Annotated in this window: 20 protein-coding genes and 1 riboswitch; of the genes, 18 read left to right on the forward strand and 2 right to left on the reverse strand. The window is 47.2% G+C overall.

The annotated features are described in order from the left end of the window. Nucleotides 1-8 precede the first annotated feature (8 nt). On the forward strand, nucleotides 9-413 hold the full coding sequence (locus K3G25_RS04565; RefSeq protein ID WP_003152541.1) for a DUF350 domain-containing protein: 405 nt from the start codon (nucleotides 9-11) through the stop codon (nucleotides 411-413). Between the two features lie 138 nt (nucleotides 414-551). Here K3G25_RS04565 and K3G25_RS04570 read toward each other — a convergent pair whose 3' ends face one another. Then, nucleotides 552-1226: a DUF2711 family protein gene (locus tag K3G25_RS04570; protein WP_332840417.1), complete on the reverse strand. Its 675-nt coding sequence runs from the start codon at nucleotides 1224-1226 to the stop codon at nucleotides 552-554. A 105-nt stretch (nucleotides 1227-1331) separates the two neighbouring features. Between K3G25_RS04570 and K3G25_RS04575 the strand changes: the two genes are divergently transcribed. The 9 genes from K3G25_RS04575 (at nucleotide 1332) to K3G25_RS04615 (ending at nucleotide 11965) form a co-directional block, all read left to right on the forward strand. Beyond that, complete coding sequence (locus tag K3G25_RS04575; protein WP_014721631.1) at nucleotides 1332-3020, forward strand: AMP-binding protein; 1689 nt, start codon at nucleotides 1332-1334, stop codon at nucleotides 3018-3020. Between the two features lie 88 nt (nucleotides 3021-3108). Further along, nucleotides 3109-3693, forward strand: a complete 585-nt coding sequence (locus K3G25_RS04580; RefSeq protein WP_007408119.1) for a fatty acid metabolism transcriptional regulator FadR — start codon at nucleotides 3109-3111, stop codon at nucleotides 3691-3693. A gap of 13 nt (nucleotides 3694-3706) precedes the next feature. Then, nucleotides 3707-4486, forward strand: a complete 780-nt coding sequence (locus tag K3G25_RS04585) for an enoyl-CoA hydratase (protein ID WP_202735373.1) — start codon at nucleotides 3707-3709, stop codon at nucleotides 4484-4486. Nucleotides 4487-4499: 13 nt separating this feature from the next. Further along, nucleotides 4500-5273: an electron transfer flavoprotein subunit beta/FixA family protein gene (locus K3G25_RS04590; RefSeq protein ID WP_007408121.1), complete on the forward strand. Its 774-nt coding sequence runs from the start codon at nucleotides 4500-4502 to the stop codon at nucleotides 5271-5273. Between the two features lie 31 nt (nucleotides 5274-5304). Then, nucleotides 5305-6282: an electron transfer flavoprotein subunit alpha/FixB family protein gene (locus K3G25_RS04595; protein ID WP_014418580.1), complete on the forward strand. Its 978-nt coding sequence runs from the start codon at nucleotides 5305-5307 to the stop codon at nucleotides 6280-6282. A 213-nt stretch (nucleotides 6283-6495) separates the two neighbouring features. Then, complete coding sequence (locus K3G25_RS04600; RefSeq protein ID WP_014418579.1) at nucleotides 6496-7986, forward strand: alpha-N-arabinofuranosidase; 1491 nt, start codon at nucleotides 6496-6498, stop codon at nucleotides 7984-7986. A gap of 153 nt (nucleotides 7987-8139) precedes the next feature. Then, a complete protein-coding gene (gene trxA, locus K3G25_RS04605) occupies nucleotides 8140-8454 on the forward strand; it encodes a thioredoxin (RefSeq protein WP_003152560.1) in 315 nt (104 codons plus the stop codon). A gap of 142 nt (nucleotides 8455-8596) precedes the next feature. Beyond that, on the forward strand, nucleotides 8597-10369 hold the full coding sequence (uvrC, locus tag K3G25_RS04610; protein WP_095272560.1) for an excinuclease ABC subunit UvrC: 1773 nt from the start codon (nucleotides 8597-8599) through the stop codon (nucleotides 10367-10369). 61 nt (nucleotides 10370-10430) lie between these two features. Then, nucleotides 10431-10610: riboswitch (Lysine riboswitch) on the forward strand. Between the two features lie 125 nt (nucleotides 10611-10735). Then, nucleotides 10736-11965, forward strand: a complete 1230-nt coding sequence (locus tag K3G25_RS04615; RefSeq protein WP_094296068.1) for an aspartate kinase — start codon at nucleotides 10736-10738, stop codon at nucleotides 11963-11965. Between the two features lie 46 nt (nucleotides 11966-12011). Here the strand turns inward: K3G25_RS04615 and K3G25_RS04620 are convergent, their stop codons facing one another. Next, nucleotides 12012-12458: a YslB family protein gene (locus K3G25_RS04620; protein ID WP_007612940.1), complete on the reverse strand. Its 447-nt coding sequence runs from the start codon at nucleotides 12456-12458 to the stop codon at nucleotides 12012-12014. A 296-nt stretch (nucleotides 12459-12754) separates the two neighbouring features. On the opposite strand from K3G25_RS04620, the gene sdhC reads away from it, so the two are divergent. The 8 genes from sdhC to K3G25_RS04660 all read left to right on the forward strand — a co-directional run bounded on the left by sdhC (nucleotide 12755) and on the right by K3G25_RS04660 (nucleotide 19404). Next, a complete protein-coding gene (sdhC, locus tag K3G25_RS04625) occupies nucleotides 12755-13363 on the forward strand; it encodes a succinate dehydrogenase cytochrome B558 (RefSeq protein ID WP_003152571.1) in 609 nt (202 codons plus the stop codon). Between the two features lie 33 nt (nucleotides 13364-13396). Then, entirely contained in the window at nucleotides 13397-15157 is a 1761-nt protein-coding gene (sdhA, locus tag K3G25_RS04630; RefSeq protein WP_003152573.1) for a succinate dehydrogenase flavoprotein subunit, read from the forward strand. A 2-nt stretch (nucleotides 15158-15159) separates the two neighbouring features. Next, nucleotides 15160-15918, forward strand: coding sequence for a succinate dehydrogenase iron-sulfur subunit (sdhB, locus tag K3G25_RS04635; RefSeq protein WP_003152575.1), 759 nt, complete (start codon nucleotides 15160-15162; stop codon nucleotides 15916-15918). 59 nt (nucleotides 15919-15977) lie between these two features. Next, complete coding sequence (locus K3G25_RS04640) at nucleotides 15978-16415, forward strand: acyl-CoA thioesterase (RefSeq protein WP_012118126.1); 438 nt, start codon at nucleotides 15978-15980, stop codon at nucleotides 16413-16415. A gap of 120 nt (nucleotides 16416-16535) precedes the next feature. Further along, nucleotides 16536-16760, forward strand: coding sequence for a spore germination transcription factor GerE (gene gerE, locus K3G25_RS04645; RefSeq protein WP_003152579.1), 225 nt, complete (start codon nucleotides 16536-16538; stop codon nucleotides 16758-16760). 186 nt (nucleotides 16761-16946) lie between these two features. Then, complete coding sequence (locus K3G25_RS04650; protein WP_014418574.1) at nucleotides 16947-17387, forward strand: MarR family winged helix-turn-helix transcriptional regulator; 441 nt, start codon at nucleotides 16947-16949, stop codon at nucleotides 17385-17387. A gap of 7 nt (nucleotides 17388-17394) precedes the next feature. After that, nucleotides 17395-18213: a glutamate racemase gene (gene racE / locus K3G25_RS04655; RefSeq protein ID WP_012118125.1), complete on the forward strand. Its 819-nt coding sequence runs from the start codon at nucleotides 17395-17397 to the stop codon at nucleotides 18211-18213. A gap of 105 nt (nucleotides 18214-18318) precedes the next feature. Continuing rightward, on the forward strand, nucleotides 18319-19404 hold the full coding sequence (locus tag K3G25_RS04660; protein ID WP_014418573.1) for a GerMN domain-containing protein: 1086 nt from the start codon (nucleotides 18319-18321) through the stop codon (nucleotides 19402-19404). The last annotated feature ends 24 nt before the right edge of the window (nucleotides 19405-19428 follow it).

Below are 19428 nucleotides of genomic sequence, written 5' to 3' on the forward strand. Positions count from 1 at the left end.
TAAACGTCATGAATGCTTTTTGGGAAAATGAGCTTGTTGAAATCGCGGCTTATTACAGTGTAGCCGTCTTGTGTCTCGTCATTTTTCTGACCGTGTTTGAATTGGTGACATCCTATAAAAACTGGGTGGAAATCCAAAAAGGCAATCTTGCGGTGGCAATGGCGACCGGAGGGAAAATTCTCGGTATCGCAAATGTCTTTCAGCACAGCATCGCCCAGCATAATTCGCTTTTGCAAATGATCGGCTGGGGCGTATACGGATTTATTATGCTTTTAATCAGCTATTTTATCTTTGAATTTCTGACGCCCCGGTTTAAAATTGATAAAGAAATTGAAAAAGATAACAGAGCTGTCGGCTTTATTTCATTTGTCATCTCAGTCGGCCTGTCATTTGTGGTGGCCGCCGGGATTTAAGGGGACGGGGAAAAATGGAGAAGCTTGCGAAAGTGCTGCTGTCGGCAGCGGGAATTTTTCTGTTCATCGGACTTATTTATCTGGTCATGACATCTTAATACTGAAAAAAGGCTGCTGAACTAGAATCGGCGGCCTTTTTTATTGAGAATACCAGTTTATGCAGGCCGTATCAGAGCAAATGACGGCTTCCCAATTCATGGCGCGGATGACAGTCGGCATGTCTTGATCTTCCATGAGAAAGAGTGTCGTAAAAGAATCATATATGCTCATAAAAGCGGCGCGCCGTTTTTCGTCGGCAATGATCATGTCAGCCCGCAGCAATCCGCATACATCCGAAGCCGCCGTTTGATTGAGTGAAAATATGCCTTTCTCTTCGACCGGCTCATAATAAGTGCAGCGCTTTATGCCTTTTGAACGGAACACATCCAAAAGTCCCGGAATTAAAAATGGTGAAGTGACATCATCGCTCGGCAAGTACAGATCGGGATGAAGCCGATTAAACAGCCTGGCGGATTCAGGAAGTGCATATTCCTCCCGCAGTGCCGTGACAGCGCTCATAAGCGCAAGCGCCGTCTCTTTTTCAGAACGCAATCCGCAAACGGTCATGACGGTTTTCCAGGAAACGGGTCTGCCCATCGCGATGATCTCCTCATCACTCGGATATATATGTTCATAAGGCCGTTTGCGCTTTTGCTCTTCCCACCCATCAGACATCAGGACAAAGGGATGAAGCAAAAAGGCGGCCGACGTAAACGGCTTAGGCAGCTGGCGCAGGATAGGAACTCCCTCTTCAAAATGCAGCGTTTCCGGCAAACTCAACACCTCCTGAGACTCGAAATTTCACATGAAACGCTTTCCAATTCCAATCACCCTTCTGCTATAATAATAGTGTATAGGAAAACAGAAGGGAGAGGTATTATGCAGTCTGAAAAGCCATGGCTTTCTCAATATCCCGAAGAGATTCCGCATGAGCTTGAATTTACTGATCAAACCCTGCCATCCAATCTGACAAACTCCGCAGCTCAATTCCCGAACCACACCGCCATTTATTTTCTCGGAAAAAAACTCACATTCCAAGACGTTCTCACAGATTCGTTAAAGCTGGCCGCTTTTTTACGCAAAACAGGCCTGAAAAAAGGTGACAGAGCCGCCATTATGCTGCCCAATTGTCCGCAGTCGGTCATCGCTTTTTACGGCGTATTGTTTGCCGGCGGCATTGTCGTTCAGACCAATCCTCTCTACACGGAACACGAGCTTGAGTATCAGCTGAAAGACAGTGCGCCGCGCGTGATCATCACCCTCGATATGCTGTTTCCGAAGGTGATAAAAATGAAAACGTTATCAATCGTCGAACGCATTATTACAACGAGTATAAAAGACTTTTTGCCGTTCCCGAAAAATATGCTGTATACGCTCACGCAAAAACAACAGGTGCATATTGATTATGACGGCTGCGAACAAATTCACAAATTAGCGGATATTTTAAAAAACGAAAGAGCGGAGGAAGCGGAGCCATTTGATATTGACCCTGCGCATGACATCGCCGTGCTTCAATACACGGGCGGAACAACCGGCTACCCGAAAGGCGTCATGCTCACACACCGGAACATTCAGGCCAATACAGAAATGTGCGCCGCCTGGATGTACAAAATGAAAAAGGGAGCCGAAAAGGTGCTCGGCATCGTGCCTTTTTTTCATGTGTACGGATTGACCGCCGTGCTCAATTTTTCCATTATGCAGGGATGTGAAATGATCCTTCTTCCCAAATTCAATCCTTTGGATACCCTGAAAACAATCGACAGGCTGAAGCCGACGGTTTTTCCAGGGGCGCCGACGATTTACATCGGGCTGTTGCATCACCCGGAGCTGAATAAGTATGATTTGTCCTCCATTGAAAGCTGTCCGAGCGGTTCAGCGGCGCTTCCGGTTGAGGTCAAACAGAAATTTGAAAAAGTGACCGGAGGAAAGCTTGTGGAAGGCTACGGATTATCCGAAGCATCACCGGTTACCCATTCAAACTTCATTTGGGGAAAAAATAAACCAGGCAGCATCGGCTGTCCCTGGCCCAATACCGACGCCGGAATCTATTCAGAAGAAAAAGGCGGGCTTGCGGGGCCGTATGAACACGGCGAGCTGATCGTAAAAGGTCCTCAGGTCATGAAAGGATACTGGAATAAGCAGGAGGAGACGGCGCGTGTCATCAGAGACGGCTGGCTGTTTACCGGAGATATGGGATATATGGATGAGGAAGGATTTTTCTACATCGCCGACAGGAAAAAAGACATCATCATTGCCGGCGGATACAACATTTACCCCCGGGAGGTGGAAGAGGCGCTGTATGAGCATGAAGCCGTTCAGGAAATCGTCGTAGCGGGCGTTCCTGATTCCTACAGGGGGGAAACGGTGAAAGCATTTATCGTTTTGAAAAAAGGCGCCGAGGCAGATGCCGATGAGCTTGATGCGTTTGCAAGAGAGCGGCTTGCGCCGTACAAAGTCCCGAAGCTTTACGAATTCAGAAAAGAGCTTCCGAAAACGGCCGTCGGAAAAATATTAAGAAGGCGTTTAGTCGAAGAGGAAGATGCTTCCCGTGAAAACAAGGTGCCTTAAAAGAAAAACTTGACAAAATCCGGATTCCTTTTTATCATGAAGTTATGAATGAATAGTCATTCATTTATCGGAGGAAGGAACGATGACATTGAACCAAAAACGGCCAAAGTATATGCAGATTATTGATGCAGCAGTAGAAGTCATAGCGGAAAACGGCTATCACCAATCACAGGTGTCCAAAATCGCCAAGCAGGCCGGCGTTGCGGACGGCACCATCTATTTATATTTCAAAAACAAAGAGGATATACTCATTTCTCTTTTTAAAGAAAAGATGGGCCAGTTCATTGAACGCATGGAAGAAGAAGTGAAAGAAAAAACGACGGCAAAAGAAAAACTCGCCCTCGTTATTAAGCAGCATTTCACACTGCTCGGCAATGACCGCCACCTCGCGATTGTGACCCAGCTTGAGCTCAGACAGTCGAATATCAAGCTGCGCCTGAAAATCAATGATATTTTAAAAGGTTATTTAAACATGCTGGACACCATTTTGACCGAAGGAATCAAGTCGGGGGAATGGAAAGACAATCTCGACGTCCGCCTCGCCCGGCAGATGATATTCGGGACGATAGATGAAACAGTGACAACATGGGTGATGAACGATCAGAAATATGATCTTCCGGATTTGTCAGACAAGGTATTGGAGCTGTTGGTGTCAGGGATTCATCAAAACTAAAGGGGGTTGACGGATGAACAGCCTTTCGATGGCGGTAGAACAATCTGTTGCGGTGATCACCATTAATCATCAGCCGGCCAACGCGCTGTCCGGTGCGGTTTTAGATGAGTTGTCCGGTCTGTTCGACCGGTGTGAAACAGATGACAGCGTCAGAAGTATCATTATTCGCGGTGAGGGAAAATTTTTCTCGGCGGGCGCCGATATAAAGGAATTTACGTCGCTTGAAAATCTTGAGCAATCTTCTGCCATGGCGGATAAAGGCCAGCAGCTGATGGAAAGAATTGAAGGGTTTCCGAAGCCCGTTATCGCAGCGATTCACGGCGCTGCGTTCGGCGGCGGTCTTGAGCTAGCCATGGCCTGCCATATCAGAATCGCTACATTGGATGCAAAGCTCGGCCTGCCCGAGCTGAATCTCGGCATTATTCCGGGCTTTGCCGGGACGCAGCGGCTTCCCCGGTACGTCGGTACGGCGAAAGCGCTTGAAATGATCGGCACTTCAGAACCTGTGACCGGAGAAGAAGCGCTCAGCCTCGGCCTTGTCACGATAGGCGCCGAACATGAGGAAGAGCTGCTGAAAAAGGCGAAAACGCTCGCGGGCAAGTTTGCGGAAAAAAGCCCGCAGTCAATGGCTTATCTGCTTGAGCTCCTTTATTCAAACAAGATCTATTCTTATGACGGCGGCTTAAAGCTTGAAGCAAAGCGCTTTGGGGAAGCATTTGCATCAGATGACGCAAAAGAAGGCATTCAGGCATTTCTCGAAAAAAGAAAGCCTCAATTCGGTGGGCGAAGATAAAGGGGATAAGATTATGAATCTATTTGTACTGATGAAACGGACGTTTGACACAGAAGAGAAAATCGTCATTGAAGCAGGAAAGATTCAGGAGGACGGAGCCGAATTTATCATTAATCCGTATGATGAATACGCCATTGAAGAAGCCATTCAGCTGAAAGAAGAGCACGGCGGAACCGTTACCGCTGTAACCGTCGGCGGAGAAGATGCGGAGAAAGAACTGAGAACCGCCCTTGCGATGGGCTGTGACCAGGCGGTGTTAATCAATATTGAAGATGATCTGAGCGATCCTGACCAATACTCCATTTCAACTATCTTATATCATTATTTCAAGGATCGGGAATATGATCTGATTCTCGGAGGAAATGTCGCGATTGACGGCGGTTCCGGCCAAGTGGCTCCAAGGCTTGCCGAACTGCTGAACATTCCTTGCGTCACAACGATTACAAAACTGACAATCAGCGGCGATGAAGCTGTGGCAGAGAAAGACAACGAAGGGGATACCGAAATCATTAAAACCTCACTTCCTTTAGTCATCACGGCACAGCAAGGCTTAAACGAGCCCCGCTATCCGTCGCTTCCGGGCATTATGAAGGCGAAGAAAAAACCGCTGGAAGAACTTGAGCTCGATGATCTCGATATTGATGAAGATGATGCCGCACCGAAGCTCAAAACGATCGAACGTTTTCTGCCGCCGCAAAAAGAAGCGGGCAGACTGATCGAAGGAGAAGCCGCTGAGCAGGCGAAAGAGCTTGTGTCACTGCTGAGAAAAGAAGCCAAAGTCGTATAAACCGATATTAAAGAAACTGGGGGATGTCAGAATGGGAAAAAAAGTGATCGTACTCGGAGAAATTCGTGACGGCGCCTTACGGAACGTCACCTTTGAAGCTATAGCCGCAGGCAAAACCATTTCCGGCGGAGGAGATGTCATCGGCGTGCTGATGGGAAAAGGCGCGGCTGATGCAGCATCAGAACTCATTCAGTACGGCGCCGACAAAGTATTTACGGCCGATGCGCCGGGGCTTTCTCAGTATACGGCGGACGGATATGCCGCGGTTCTCGGGGATTTGATCGAAAATGAAAAGCCTGATGCGGTCATTTTCGGCCACACTTCTATGGGAAAAGATTTGTCACCTAAGCTTGCGGCCCGGTTTGAAACGGGGCTGATTTCAGACAGCACGGATGTAAGCGTTACCGGAGACAACATCGTTTTTACAAGACCGATTTATTCGGGAAAAGCCTTTGAACAGGTGATTTCAACCGATCCTTTCATTTTGGCGACAATTCGGCCGAATAATATTCAGGCATTAGAAAAAGAAGCGAACCGGACGGGTGATATTGAAGAGCTTGCGGCGCCTCCGGCAGATTTGCGGACAGTCATTGAAGAAGTAGTCAAAAAAACGGCGGACGGCGTGGATTTATCAGAAGCGAAAATTATCGTAGCAGGCGGCCGCGGTGTAAAAAGCAAAGATGGGTTTGAACCGTTAAAAGAACTTGCCGAGGTGCTCGGAGCAGCGGTGGGCGCTTCACGCGGCGCGTGTGACGCGGACTATTGCGATTATTCTCTTCAAATCGGCCAGACGGGAAAAGTCGTCACGCCGGATTTGTATATCGCCTGCGGCATTTCCGGAGCGATTCAGCACTTGGCGGGCATGTCAAACAGTAAGGTCATTGTTGCCATTAACAAAGACCCGGAAGCGGAAATATTTAAAATAGCGGACTACGGAATTGTCGGCGATTTGTTCGAAGTGGTTCCGCTTCTGACCCAGGAATTTAAAAATGCCAATATTCATTCATAATCAAAACCCTCTGGCTTAATTTGTCAGAGGGTTTTGATTTGTGTTAATTGGTTCGTACAAATTATAGATTAATAAAACAATAGATTGACATGTACGAACCAATGTAATAAGCTTTTGTAAAGCGCTTACAAACTTATCCATTCAGCATGCATTCCAGATACATAGATCGGCTGTAGTGCTTTCATTCTTATTAAGGGAAAGGAATGATCAAGTTTGTCTCACAATACGGCAGTCATTCAAACTGATATCACACGGGGAACCATTAATAAAAACATATACGGACATTTCGCGGAACACCTGGGAAGAGGCATATATGAGGGCATCTGGGTCGGAAAAGATTCCGATATTCCGAATACCGGCGGGGTCAGGACGGATGTTGCCGCCGCCCTCAAACAGCTTCAGATTCCCGTCCTCAGATGGCCGGGCGGCTGTTTTGCTGATGAATACCATTGGGCAAACGGCGTAGGGAAACGCAAAACCATGCTGAATACCCATTGGGGCGGGACGATTGATTCCAATGAATTCGGCACGCACGAGTTTATGATGCTTTGTGAACTGCTCGGCTGCGAACCGTACATCGCCGGAAACGTCGGCAGCGGAACGGTTAAAGAAATGGCTGATTGGATTGAATACATGACGTTTGAAGCGGGCACGCCGATGTCCGACTGGAGAAAAGAAAACGGGCGGGAAAAACCGTGGAAGCTGAAATATTTCGGAATAGGAAATGAGAACTGGGGCTGCGGCGGAAACATGCATCCTGACTATTATGCCGACCTTTACAGAAACTTTCAAACCTATGTCCGTAATTACAGCGGCAATGAAATCTATAAAATTGCCGGCGGCGCGAATGTCGACGATTACCGCTGGACTGAAACTTTAATGAAAAAAGCCGCTGATCTCATGGACGGGCTGAGCCTGCATTATTACACAATACCGGGCGACTTCTGGAAGGGGAAAGGATCAGCGACGGAGTTTACGGAAGATGAATGGTTCACCACGATGAAAAAAGCGGCGCATATGGATGAATTGATCACAAGGCACAGTGCCATCATGGATCAGTACGATCCCGAAAAAAGAGTCGGGCTGATCATTGATGAATGGGGCACGTGGCTTGATCCTGAGCCGGGCACGAATCCGGGCTTTCTGTATCAGCAGAATACGATCCGCGACGCCCTTGTCGCCGCCACGCATTTTCATATTTTTCATCAGCACGCAGACCGCGTACAGATGGCCAATATCGCGCAAACCGTCAACGTGCTTCAGGCAATGATCCTGACAAAAGGGAAAGAAATGCTGTTGACGCCGACGTATCATGTGTTTGATATGTTTAAAGTGCATCAGGACGCTTCTTTTTTGGCGACAGAAACAAAAGCAGCCGGGTACGAATGGAATGACGGCCGGCTCCCGCAAGTCAGCATTTCAGCGTCCAAACAGCAAAACGGAGACATACATATCAGCATTTGCAATATCGATCATCTGCAAAAAGCTGATGTGAAGATTGAACTGCGGGGCATGAAAAAGACAGGGAAGCCTTCGGGAACGATTCTGCACGCGGAAAAAATGAATGCCCATAATACATTCAGCAGTCCGGAAAACGTCAAACCGAAGCCGTTTTCCGGGTTTACTCAAAAGAGCGGAAAACTTGAGGCGGAGCTTCCTCCGATGGCGATTGTATTAATCACGCTGCCTGCGGGTCCATCTTAAGTTTTGAACGCCCGCCGCCCGGTTATAATACACTGTATAAATAAGATTATTTCCGGCGGGATCGGGAGAAAATAATATAAGCATTAAATTAGCATGAACGAATGGGAGATGCTATACTAAAAATCATCATTTGACAATTGGAGGAATAACAAAATGGCTATCGTAAAAGCAACTGATCAATCGTTCTCAGCTGAAACAAGTGAAGGTGTCGTATTGGCTGATTTCTGGGCTCCTTGGTGCGGACCTTGTAAAATGATCGCGCCCGTTCTTGAAGAGCTTGATCAAGAAATGGGAGACAAACTGAAAATCGTCAAAATCGACGTAGATGAAAACCAAGAAACTGCCGGTAAATACGGCGTCATGAGCATCCCGACACTTCTCGTATTGAAAGACGGAGAAGTCGTTGAAACATCTGTCGGTTTCAAACCGAAAGAAGCTCTTGAAGAGCTTGTAAACAAACATCTGTAAGCCGAAAGCTTCCGTTACGGCAGGGCGATTCCTTTGAAAGGGAATCGCCTTTTTTGATCTTCCAAAAGCTGAGAATGGAGAAAAACAAATGTTCGTGATACACTGAATGGACACGAGAAATGAATGTAAGGAAGGGTAACGTATGAATAAACAACTGAAAGAAAAACTGGCCCTCCTTCCCGATCAGCCGGGCTGTTATTTAATGAAAGACCGTCAAAAAACAGTCATCTACGTGGGGAAAGCGAAAGTCTTGAAAAACAGGGTGCGATCTTATTTCACCGGTTCTCACGACGCAAAAACCCAACGGCTTGTGACGGAGATTGAGGACTTTGAATATATCGTGACTTCCTCCAATCTTGAAGCGCTTATTTTGGAAATGAATCTGATTAAAAAATACGATCCGAAATACAATGTCATGCTGAAAGATGATAAAACCTATCCCTTTATTAAAATCACCCATGAACGCCATCCGCGGCTGATTGTCACCCGGAATGTCAAAAAAGACAAAGGACGCTATTTCGGCCCGTATCCGAATGTGCAGGCGGCGCGGGAAACGAAAAAACTGCTGGACCGCCTTTACCCGCTCAGGAAATGCTCAAAGCTTCCGGACCGCGTCTGTCTCTATTATCATCTCGGACAATGCCTCGCCCCATGTGTAAAGGATATATCTGAGGAAACAAACCGCGAGATTGTTGAAGACATCACCCGTTTTTTAAAGGGAGGGCATAACGAAATCAAAAAAGAGCTCGAAGCGAAAATGGCAGAAGCGGCGGAAAAGCTTGAATTTGAACGGGCTAAAGAATTCCGCGACCAGCTTGTTCACATCGAATCGACGATGGAGAAGCAAAAAATGACCATGAATGACCTTCTGGACCGCGATGTGTTTGCATATGCCTACGATAAAGGCTGGATGTGCGTCCAAGTCTTTTTCATTCGCCAAGGAAAACTGATCGAACGCGACGTCAGCATGTTTCCGATGTATCAGGAAGCGGATGAAGAATTCCTGACCTTCATCGGCCAGTTCTATTCCAAAAACAATCACTTTCTGCCTAAGGAAATTCTGGTGCCTGACAGCGTTGACAGGGACATGATCAGCGAGCTGTTGGAAACCGCCGTGCATCAGCCGAAAAAAGGCCCGAAAAAAGAGCTGCTTTTGCTTGCGCACAAAAATGCGAAAATCGCCCTGCGGGAAAAATTCTCGTTAATCGAGCGGGATGAGGAACGGTCAATCGGTGCAGCCGAACGGCTCGGCGAAGCGCTGAATATTTACACGCCGCATCGGATTGAAGCGTTTGACAACTCCAATATTCAAGGCACAAACCCCGTATCGGCCATGATTGTCTTTATTGACGGAAAACCGAATAAAAAGGAATACCGCAAATATAAAATTAAAACCGTAACAGGGCCGGATGATTACGGCTCAATGAGGGAAGTCGTCAGAAGAAGATACACGAGGGTGCTCCGCGAAAACCTTCCGCTGCCGGATTTAATCATCATTGACGGCGGAAAAGGGCAGATTAACGCGGCGCGCGACGTGCTCGAGAATGAGCTCGGCCTTGATGTCCCGGTAGCGGGATTGGCGAAAGATGATAAACACCGAACATCGAACCTTTTGATCGGCGACCCGCTTGAACCGGTGTTTCTGGAGCGGAACAGCCAAGAGTTTTACCTGCTTCAGCGCATTCAGGACGAAGTTCACCGTTTTGCGATCAGCTTTCACAGACAGATCCGGGGAAAAAGCGCCTTTCAATCCGTTCTGGATGATATCCCCGGAATCGGCGAAAAACGCAAAAAAATGCTCTTAAAACATTTCGGATCTGTCAAAAAGATGAAGGAAGCAAGCCTTGACGATATCAAAAAAGCGGGTGTGCCGGCCGCGGCGGCCCAGCTGCTGTTTGAAAAATTAAAAAAATAGTATTGTGCTTTTCTGAAAAATCTGCTAGAATGTGAACTAATTTCATAAGATCGTGTTATATGGTGAAGATAGAGGTGCGAACTTCAATAGTAAGCCTTTGGAGAATGATGGATTCTGCGAAAAAGGCTGAAAGGGGAGCGTCGCCGAAGTGTATCACATCCCATCGGTGTGATTTGCTGGCCTTGCATTAAATAAATGTAAGGCTGTCAAGAATTCATTTTCTTGGAGGGCTATCTCGTTGTTCATAATCAATCGTAATGATATGAAAAAGCAATGAGAGCTATTCCTCTCATTGCTTTTTTTATTGTGGACAAAACGCTCTTTTCTCCTCACCCGCACGAACCAAAATGTAAAGGGTGGTCTAGTATGGGTCTTATCGTACAAAAATTCGGAGGCACTTCCGTCGGCTCTGCCGAAAAAATTCAAAATGCCGCAAATCGCGCCATTGCTGAAAAGCAAAAAGGCCATGATGTCGTAGTCGTCGTTTCGGCAATGGGAAAATCAACCGACGCGCTCGTTAACCTCGCGGCTGAAATCACATCTGAACCAAGAAGACGCGAGATGGATATGCTTTTGTCTACGGGAGAGCAGGTCACGATTTCGCTTTTGGCCATGGCGCTTCAGGAAAAAGGATATGACGCCGTCTCTTATACGGGCTGGCAGGCGGGTGTCCGCACGGAAGCCGTTCACGGCAATGCGAGAATTACGGATATTGATATCACGGCGATTCGTTCGCAGCTTGCAGAAGGCAAAATCACAGTCGTTGCCGGTTTTCAGGGCGTAACGGAAGACGGCGGCATCACGACGCTCGGACGGGGCGGTTCCGATACGACGGCGGTCGCTCTTGCAGCAGCGCTGGAAGCGGATAAATGCGACATTTATACAGATGTTCCGGGCGTATTTACGACAGATCCGCGGTATGTCCGGTCAGCGAGAAAACTGGCGGGAATTTCTTATGATGAAATGCTGGAGCTTGCAAATCTAGGAGCGGGTGTTCTTCACCCGCGGGCGGTTGAGTTCGCGAAAAACTACCAAGTGCCTTTGGAAGTGCGGTCAAGCACGGAACATGAAGCTGGAACATTAATTGAGGAGGAATCATCAATGGAGCAGAATTTAATCGTCAGAGGAATTGCATTTGAAGACCAGATCACAAGGGTGTCCGTTACAGGCCTTGCAAGCGGATTGACAACACTTTCAACAATCTTCACTGCGCTGGCAAAACGAAACATCAACGTTGACATTATTATTCAGACTCAGTCGGACGATGGGGAAGCGGATATTTCTTTCTCAGTGAAAACGGAAGATGCCGCGCAAACGGTCGCCGTGCTTGAAGAATATAAAAACGCGCTTGACTATGAAAAAATTGAAACCGAAAGAAAACTGGCGAAAGTCTCTATTGTCGGGTCGGGCATGGTTTCAAATCCCGGCGTCGCCGCGGACATGTTTGCCGTACTGGCGGAAAAAAATGTACAAGTCAAAATGGTGAGCACATCTGAAATAAAAGTATCAGCGGTTGTCAGTGAAAATGATATGGTGAAAGCGGTCGAAGCGCTTCATGATGCGTTTGAGCTTTCTAAACAGCCGTCTGCCGTATAAACAGGCAGGCAAAAAGGCGGGACTTGGAGTCACCGCCTTTTTTCAATTATACAGGGTCCTTCATATCCCATTTTACGGTCAGGACGACTTTATCCGCTCTCTTTTTTACCTGTTCATAAGATTCTGCAATCTGATCGTTCATCAATTGAATCTGTTCGGCTATAAAACCGGCTTCAAGCTGGAAACAAGGCTCTTTCTGATGTTTGAGCCTGCTGGATACGAGCGGTCCTTCCAGTTCAAATTCCAGTTCTTGTTTTTTTGATCCTGCGTTTGTCAAAGTTCCCCAGCCGGCTTTTTCAAAAAAGGCGGGGATTTCTTCCCACGATTGAAGAGGAAATTTGCGGGCGAGGCGTTTTCCCGCCCAATACATCATCGATGAATGTTCCGGGCCAAGGATATCCGGAAGCACGATTTCCCGGATTAATTCGTAGCCGTATGCGCTGACGTCGAGTTCAGTTAAAGGTTCTAAAGCTGCTTCATAATTATTCTTCATATTATGTATTCCCCTCTCTCCTTCGTTTATTATAGCTTAAACAGGGGGGAGGATTACAGGATGATCCTATAAAACAAGCGAAAAAATGTGAGAAAGATATCGCAGGAAAATAAAATTTTCCCTCCAGATAATCAATTCCGAAAATTATAATTTATGTACACGTTTTCTTGACGCCCTTTTGAGGGAGGAGTAAAATGAAATTGTCAATAAATTTTAATAAAGTGCTTACAATTGAAACGAAGTGGGGGCAGAGATTTTAGTACATTTCGCACTTAAATCAAACAGGGGGTAAAGTAATGTCTGGGAACAGAGAGTTTTATTTTCGAAGATTGCATTCCTTGCTCGGTGTTATTCCGGTCGGCATCTTTTTGATCCAGCATTTAGTCGTCAACCAATTTGCCGCAAGGGGAGCGGATGCGTTTAACAAGGCGGCCGGCTTTATGGACAGTCTGCCGTTCAGGTATGCGTTAGAAATTTTTATTATTTTCTTACCTTTAATTTATCATGCGGTTTACGGTGTGTACATAGCATTTACTGCGAAAAACAACGCTGGCCACTACAGTTATTTCAGAAACTGGATGTTTGTGCTTCAGCGTGTCACTGGTATTCTCACCCTTATTTTCGTCAGCTGGCATGTGTGGCAGACGCGGATTGCCGCGCAGATGGGCGCTGAAGTCAACTTCGATATGATGGCGAATATTCTGAGCTCGCCGTTTATGCTCGGTTTTTACATTGTAGGCGTTTTATCGGTCATTTTTCACTTTTCAAACGGCTTATGGTCTTTTGCGGTCACATGGGGGATCACGGTCACGCCGCGTTCTCAAAGAATTTCGACTTACGTGACGCTGATTATATTTTTAGCGCTTTCATACGTAGGTTTAAAAGCGATTTTTGCGTTTGTGTAAGAGAACTAGATTACTAGAGGGAGAGGGGCTATCATGAGTCAATCAAGCATTATCGTAGTCGGCGGGGGTCTTGCCGGCCTCATGGCGACAATTAAAGCAGCGGAATCAGGCACGGCCGTTAAATTGTTTTCCATCGTTCCGGTCAAACGCTCTCACTCGGTCTGCGCGCAGGGCGGGATAAACGGAGCTGTCAACACAAAAGGGGAAGGAGACTCTCCGTTTGAGCATTTTGATGACACGGTATACGGAGGCGACTTTTTGGCAAACCAGCCTCCTGTAAAAGCGATGTGTGAAGCGGCGCCGTCCATTATCCACTTATTGGACCGCATGGGGGTTATGTTTAACAGAACGCCGGAAGGGCTCTTGGACTTCCGCCGTTTCGGGGGTACACAGCATCACAGAACCGCATACGCGGGAGCGACGACGGGTCAGCAGCTTCTTTACGCACTGGACGAGCAGGTGCGCAGATATGAAGTGGCGGGTCTCGTCACAAAATACGAAGGCTGGGAATTCCTCGGCGCCGTTCTTGACGATGAGCGCACGTGCCGCGGTATCGTAGCCCAAAATCTGACCAATATGCAAATCGAGTCATTCCGTTCTGACGCCGTTATTATGGCGACGGGAGGACCCGGAATCGTATTCGGAAAATCAACAAACAGCATGATCAACACGGGATCTGCCGCATCAATCGTTTATCAGCAGGGCGCTTATTATGCAAACGGCGAATTTATCCAAATTCACCCGACAGCAATCCCGGGGGACGATAAACTGCGTCTGATGAGTGAATCGGCGCGCGGCGAGGGCGGAAGAGTCTGGACGTACAAAGACGGAAAACCTTGGTACTTCCTTGAGGAAAAATATCCGGCTTACGGAAACCTCGTACCGCGGGATATTGCGACACGTGAAATCTTTGACGTGTGTGTGAATCAGAAACTCGGCATCAACGGAGAAAACATGGTGTATCTCGATCTGTCGCACAAAGATCCGAAAGAGCTTGACGTTAAGCTTGGCGGCATTATCGAAATCTATGAAAAATTCATGGGCGATGACCCGCGCAAGCTTCCGATGAAAATTTTCCCTGCCGTTCACTATTCAATGGGCGGACTGTGGGTTGATTATGATCAGATGACAAGCATCCGCGGACTGTTCGCAGCGGGTGAATGTGATTATTCAATGCACGGAGGAAACCGTTTAGGGGCGAACTCTCTGCTTTCCGCCATCTACGGAGGAATGGTGGCCGGACCGAATGCGGTGAAATATGTTTCCGGACTTGAAACATCAGCGGAAGACCTGTCTTCTTCATTATTTGATTCCTATGTGAAAAAAGAAGAAGAAAAATGGGCCGATATTATGAAGATGGACGGCGACGAAAATGCCTACGTGCTTCACCGTGAGCTCGGAGAGTGGATGACGGCCAACGTCACGGTGGTCCGCCACAACGACAAGCTTTTGAAAACGGATGACAAGATCCAAGAGCTGATGGAACGCTTTAAGAAAATCAATATCAACGATACGACAAAATGGAGCAACCAAGGGGCGATGTTCACCCGCCAGTTCTCCAATATGCTTCAGCTTGCCAGAGTCATCACGCTCGGCGCATATAACCGAAATGAAAGCCGGGGAGCGCACTATAAACCGGATTTCCCTGAAAGAAATGACGATGAGTGGCTCAAAACGACGATGGCTAAACATGCCGGTCCGTTTGAAGCTCCGGAATTTGAATATCAGGATGTCGATGTATCACTGATTGCGCCCCGTAAACGCGACTACTCGAAGAAGAAGGTGGCGAAATAATCATGAGTGAGAAAAAGATACGGTTTATCATTACACGTCAGGATACGCCCGAAAGCGCGCCATACGATGAAGAATTCGAAATCAATTACCGCCCGAATCTGAACGTGATTTCTGCCCTGATGGAAATCCGCAGAAATCCCGTGAATGCAAAAGGAGAGAAAACCACTCCGGTCGCATGGGACATGAACTGTCTTGAAGAAGTATGCGGCGCCTGCTCCATGGTCATCAACGGGAGACCGCGCCAGTCATGTACGGCGCTGATTGATAAGCTGGAACAGCCGATCCGTCTGAAGCCGATGAAAACATTCCCGGTTGTCCGTGACCTTCAGGTTGACCGCAGCAGAATGTTTGATTCACTGAAAAAAGTGAAAGCATGGGTGCCGATTGACGGAACTTACGATTTGGGGCCGGGGCCGAGAATGCCGGAAAAACGCCGCCAGTGGGCATATGAATTGTCTAAATGCATGACATGCGGCGTCTGCCTCGAAGCCTGCCCGAACGTCAACAGCAAGTCGAAATTCATGGGGCCTGCCCCGATGTCGCAAGTGCGTCTGTTTAACGCCCATCCGACGGGCGCGATGAACAAAGCAGAACGTTTAGAAGCGTTAATGACAGACGGCGGCCTTGGAGATTGCGGGAATTCACAAAACTGTGTGCAATCCTGCCCGAAAGGCATTCCGCTTACGACTTCAATCGCCGCTTTGAACAGAGATACCAATTTACAAGCATTCCGTAATTTCTTCGGAAGCGACAGAGTATAAGAAAGAGAAAAAGAGCCTCTTCCGCACGGGAGAGGTTTTTTTATAAGGAGCTGAAGATGATGAAACAACCGCAATATATTGATATCCCGTTTGAAGAATGGAGACAGTCGTTTTCTTTCTTTACTGAAGTATCGGTTCGTTTTTCAGAAACGGATATGTTCGGCCATATGAATAATGTAACCCCTTTCATCTATTTTGAAGAAGCACGGATCGCTTATTTTAAACAGCGAGGCATAACGGCGCAAAACTCGGAAACGATGACGGTCGTCGCAAGCCAGCAGTGCGACTATATGCGTCAGGTGATGCCGTATGAAAATCTGCGGATTTATGTGAAAGCAAGCGCTGCCGGAAATGCGTCCGTCACCCTTCATTACCTTGGAGAAAATGAGTCGGGCCTGCCGTGCTTTACAGGTTCCGTCGTTATGGTTCAAGTGTCGAAGAAAAGCGGCAAAGCGGTCAGCTGGACGGAGCGGGAGAAAGGCATTCTGCTCGCCTGAACGGATAACTATTTCTCTAAGAGACGTCACCTCCGAAGCGTCCTTTACATATGATATCTTGACTATATAAACCCATTCGTTTCAGATTCGCTCTCACCTTAGCAAGGAGGGTTACAATACTTGAAGGAGAAAGATTTTCAATCAAAGCCGCTGCTGACCAAAAGAGAAAGAGAAGTATTCGAATTGCTCGTTCAAGACAAGACAACAAAGGAAATTGCAAGCGAGCTATTTATCAGTGAAAAAACTGTACGGAATCACATTTCAAATGCCATGCAGAAGTTAGGTGTGAAAGGGCGTTCGCAAGCTGTTGTCGAGCTTCTTAGAATGGGTGAGCTAGAGCTCTGATTCTTGCCGGTTTTCCTTCTTTTCGAGAAGGAGCCGGTTATTTGCGTTGGCGCCCGGGCTGATGGGCATGCGGTGAAAATCCCGGTTTTTCCTTTTTCTCCGTCAGTCTTGCATTTTCTTAAAAAAAGAAGGAAAATAGACACGGAGCGCATAGCCCAGAAAGATCCTTGAGTGAGGGATGGACAAATGACATCAAAATCTGTAGAGCATGTTGCGGATATCGAAAAATCACTCCGCCATATCGCTGCGATCATTAAACAAAAAGGAAGAGAAATCCTTAACCAATATGCAATTACACCGCCGCAATTCGTGGGGCTTCAATGGCTTTATGAATTGGGGGATATGACAATAGGCGAATTATCAGCCAAAATGTATTTGGCTTGCAGCACGACGACGGATCTGATAGACCGCATGGAAAAAAATAAGCTTGTCGAGCGGGTCAAAGACCCGGCTGACAGACGGGTCGTCAGAATTCATCTTCTCGCTGAAGGAGAGCGCATTATCCAAGAAGTGATTTTGAAAAGACAGGCTTATTTGCGGGATATGTTTGCGACATTTTCCGAAGAAGAAACAGCCGCTTTCGAAAAATCATTATTGAAACTGCAGCATGAAATGAAAAGAAAATGAGGCGATTTTGTTGGAACAGCCGATAGGAGTCATTGATTCCGGGGTTGGCGGGTTAACCGTTGCTAAGGAAATCATGAGACAGCTACCGAAGGAAAATATCATCTATGTGGGAGATACAAAACGCTGCCCGTACGGCCCGCGTCCTGAAGAAGAAGTTCTTCAATACACGTGGGAAATGACCGATTACCTGCTGGAAAACCACCATATCAAAATGCTCGTGATCGCCTGCAATACGGCCACGGCCATTGCCTTGGAGGATATTCAGCGCAAAACGGATATTCCGGTTGTCGGCGTCATTCAGCCGGGTGCGAGAACGGCGATAAAGGTCACGAAAAACCAGCATATCGGCGTCATCGGCACGGTCAATACCATTAAAAGCAGAGCGTATGAGCAGGCGCTGCTCGGGTTAAACGCAGAACTTCAAGTTGAGAACACGGCTTGTCCGCTGCTCGTGCCGTTTGTAGAAAGCGGACGGTTTCTTCAGGAATCGGCGGAGGAAGCGGTTGAAGCATCGCTTGAACCTTTAAAAGGTACATCAATTGACACCTTGATTTTAGGATGTACGCATTATCCGATTTTAAAAGATCCGATTCAGAACTATATGGGGGAGCATGTGAAAATCATTTCCTCCGGAGACGAGACGGCGAGAGAAGTGAGCACCATCTTGTCTTATAAAGGTTTGTTAAACCAATCGAAACATGCACCGGAGCATCAATTTCTTACAACGGGGGAGCGGAACGGTTTCGCAAAAATTGCCGAAGACTGGTTCGGCCACGAAATCGGCCATGTCGAGTGCATCTCCCTTCAAGAGCCGGTCAGAAAATAAATCAAAAAACCCGCTGTTTACGGCGGGTTTTTTTGCGCTTCCCGGTCTATTTCCCGGACAGGGCTCGTATACATCATAGTACAAACAGCCTTAGGAGGGAAAAGTATGCTGAAAAAAGGACCTGCAGTCATTGCTGCAACATGTCTTACTTCGGCTTTTGTGTTATCTGGATGCGGTTTGTTTCAATCCGATAAAACAGCCGGGGAAATTGACCCGCCTCAAGACATTTCATATGTAAAGGATGAAGCGGGAATTCAGGCAAAACCAAAGCAGTCAGAGAAAAACGGCACTTCTAAAGCCGACCAGCCGGCCAATACAGTCATGCGAGAGCTGTATCTGATTGATAAAAACGGCTATGTCGCAGCACAGACACTGCCTCTTCCGAACAGTGAGGGAACCGCAAAGCAGGCCCTTGAGTATTTGGTTCAGGGAGGGCCTGTGTCAGAAATCCTGCCGAACGGCTTCAGAGCGGTGCTCCCTGCGGATACGACGGTAAATGTCGATATTAAAAAAGACGGCACTGCCGTCGCTGATTTTTCGAAGGAATTTAAAAACTATAAAAAAGAAGACGAACAAAAAATCCTGCAATCGATTACATGGACGCTTACCCAATTCAGCTCAATAGATAAAGTCAAAATCAGAATCAACGGGCACGAGCTGAAAGAAATGCCTGTGGGCGGCACGCCTATTACGGGCGACTTAAGCAGAAAAGACGGGATTAATATTGAAACGGCCGGAGTGAATGATCTGACAGACACCCATCCGCTGACTGTATATTATCTGGCGGAAACAGAGACAAGCGAATACTACGTGCCTGTCACAAAGCGGATTGACAATTCGGAAACAAATGACATCACCGCTGCCGTTGAACAGCTCGCTGACGGACCGGGCAAAGCAAGCGGGCTTTTGACGGACTTTAATAACGATGTTAAGCTTCTCAGCAAGCCGAAAGTGAAAGACGGCCAGGTTACACTGGACTTTAACAGCTCTATTTACGGAAGCGCCGACGAAAAAACAAAAATGGTATCATCGGGCGTACTGGACAGCATCGTTCTCACGTTAACCGAACAGCCGTCGATCAAAAGTGTTTCTATAAAAGTAAATGGAAAATCAGAACTGGTGAATGAAAAAGGAGAATCCCTTTCAAAACCTGTTTCGAGGCCGTCACAAGTGAATACGGGTAGTTTTTAATTTGCGATTTTTGATATACTAGTA

Origin of the sequence: Bacillus sp. FCW2 (assembly GCF_021228595.1) — a bacterium.
GTDB classification, from domain to species: Bacteria; Bacillota; Bacilli; order Bacillales; family Bacillaceae; genus Bacillus; species Bacillus velezensis.